Origin of the sequence: Streptomyces sp. (assembly GCF_050698815.1) — a bacterium.
Lineage (GTDB): Bacteria > Actinomycetota > Actinomycetes > Streptomycetales > Streptomycetaceae > Streptomyces.
This window is the reverse complement of sequence record NZ_JBOHCV010000375.1, coordinates 1-2,535: the sequence shown is the minus strand read 5'-3', so window position 1 is coordinate 2,535 and position 2,535 is coordinate 1. Positions and strand designations below refer to the sequence as shown.

Genomic DNA, 2,535 nt, shown 5'->3' with positions numbered 1-2,535 from the left:
GGCCAGCCGCGCTCGCGCAGCCATGCGGTGTCGTCGGTCGCCAGGTAGTACTGCCAGGTGGCCAGCGAGATGTCGCTCTGCAGATGATTCTGGGTGCGGCAGTGCGGCGGGTCCACGCTGTGGCACTCCTTCTTCAGGTCACCGTCGCTGCCGCTGGTCCAGGAGTAGAAGAGGCCGTCGTAGCCGAGCTTGCGCGCGTTCGTGCGGGCGCCCTCGCGGGTGCGGTAGCGGTAGTCCAGCACGGACTTGGCCAGGTCCGGGTTGCCGGCGAGCAGGCTCGGGAACATCCACGTCTCGGCGTCCCAGAAGACCAGGCCGGCGTAGTTGTCGCTGCTGAGTCCGGCGGGGGCGATGCTGTCGTCCCCTCCCCGGCGGCTGCTGGTGAGCAGCCCGTACTTCGCGGAACGGAGCCATTTCTGCAGCTGTGGGCGGCCGTTGACCTGGATGTCGCTGCGCCACAGCCGCTGCCAGGCGGCGGTGTGCGCCGCGTAGGTGGTGTCCCAGCCGCGCTGGGCGGCCTGCCGGGAGGCGGCCAGTGCGCTGCGCTCGGGGGCGTCGGCGGTACGGGCGGTGTCGACGCCGACGTACTTGGTGAACTCGTAGGTCTTGCCGCGCTGCGCGCGGAAGGAGACGCCCTGCTTGGCTGTGAGCTTCCGCGCGGGCCCCGCCTTTCGTTCATCCTCTGTACGCACACCGGGGCCGGGCCGCAGCGTGGACGCCACCGCCCCGTCGGTCTTCGTGCCATGGGTGCGGAAGGCCACGTCCATGGTCTGGTCGCCGGGTCGTGCGGCACTGTCCGGACGGGCGCCGCCGCCCGTCTGGGAGACGCGGCGCGCTCCGCGGCCGTCGAGGACGTCGGTGACGTGTGACGTGCCGCTCCAGCGCGGGGTCATCGACAGCCGGACGGCGCCCGAGTGCGGGTTGTTGCGGTCGGCGAGCACGTCGTAGGTGAGGTCGGTGGCGCGGCCGTCGGCGGCGGTCCAGGTGAGCGAGGTGCGCACCACGCCCTTGCGCAGGTGCAGGGACTGCTTGTAGTGCGAGATGCGGCCGGCGGGAGTGCCGGAGGAGAAGGTCTCGCCGGACTCGCCCCCGGTGGCCACGTTCAGCGTGCTCCAGGTGGGGATGGCGGCGATGGCCTGCCGGTTCTCGGCCGTCTTCTGGTTGTGCCCGTAGAGCCCGGCGACGAACGACCCGTCGTAGCGCGGCGTCATCAGGGGCCAGCCGGTCTTCTCGCCGCTCGCCGCGTAGCCGGTGCCGGTCGGGGCGACACGCTGGCCGAGGTAACCGTTGCCGACATAGGCGTGGTAGCTGTCGTCCGGGTCGATCTTCTTCGAGGACAGCACCCAGCCGTCGCGGCCGTCCCGCACGCCGGAGGCACCCGGCTGTGCGTCGCCGGCGGCGGCGCGGCCGCCGGGTGAAGGGGAGGCGGCGGCGTGCGGCACTGCGGCGACCAGGGCACAGGCGAGCAGCGGCGGCACGAGGCGAGCGGTCCGGCGAACGGACGGGCGAGCGGATCGGAGCATGGACCGAACCTAAAGTTAATGAACATATTCAGTCAACAGACCAGGCCCATGCGTCCAACCCTTGAACACTTGCCCGAAGCCACGCCCTCCGAAGCCACGTCAGACCACGGCCGGCTCCTCCTCCCCCGCGAAGGTGCGCCACAGCCGCGCGTAGTGCCCGTCCCGGGCGACCAGTTCGGCGTGCGTGCCGTCCTCGACGATCCGCCCGTGGTCGAGCACCACGACCCGGTCCGCCCGTGCCGCCGTCGTCAGCCGGTGGGCGACGACCAGCGTGGTGCGGGTGCCGGCCAGCCTGTCGGTGGCCTGGTTGACCAGTGCCTCGGTGGCCAGGTCGAGGGCTGCCGTCGCCTCGTCCAGCAGCAGCACGTCGGGGTCGACCAGCTCCGCCCTGGCCAGCGCGAGGAGCTGCCGCTGCCCGGCCGACAGATTGCGGCCGCGCTCGGCGATCGTGTGCAGGTAGCCGCCGGTCAGGGTGGCGATCATGTCGTGCGCCCCCACCGCTCGCGCGGCCGCCTCGACCTCCGCGTCGGTGGCGTCCGTACGGCCGTAGGCGATGGCGTCGCGCACCGTGCCCGGGAAGAGGTACGGCTCCTGCGGCACCACACCGAGCCGGTGCCGGTAGCCGGACAGGTCCAGGGTGCGCAGGTCCGCGCCGTCGGCCAGGACGGCGCCGCTGGTGGGGTCGTAGTACCGGGCGACCAGCTTGACGAGGGTGGACTTGCCCGCGCCGGTCTCGCCGACGAAGGCGACGGTCTGCCCCGCCGGGATGGTCAGTTCGATGCCCGACAGAGCCTCCTCGTGGTCGTGGCCGCCCGCGGCGGTGGCGTAGCGGAAGTGCACTTTCTCGAAGGTGATCTCGCCGCGCAGCGTGTCCACTTCGTGCGAGTGTTCGGGCGCGGGTGTCGTGCTCTCCTCGCGCAGCAGCTGCTGGATGCGGCCGAGCGCGACCGACGCCTGCTGATAGCCGTCGAAGACCTGGGACAGCTGCTGTACGGGCGAGAAGAACAGCTCG

General features: G+C 71.8%; 1 protein-coding gene and 1 pseudogene. Both read right to left on the bottom strand.

Annotated elements, in window-relative coordinates:
• Positions 1–1,523: pseudogene (locus tag ACRDP3_RS13645) on the bottom strand (haloacid dehalogenase); the annotation flags it as partial.
• A 99-nt stretch (positions 1,524–1,622) separates the two neighbouring features.
• The coding region (locus ACRDP3_RS13640) for an ABC transporter ATP-binding protein (RefSeq protein ID WP_431517183.1) at positions 1,623–2,535 on the bottom strand (913 nt) is incomplete at its 5' end.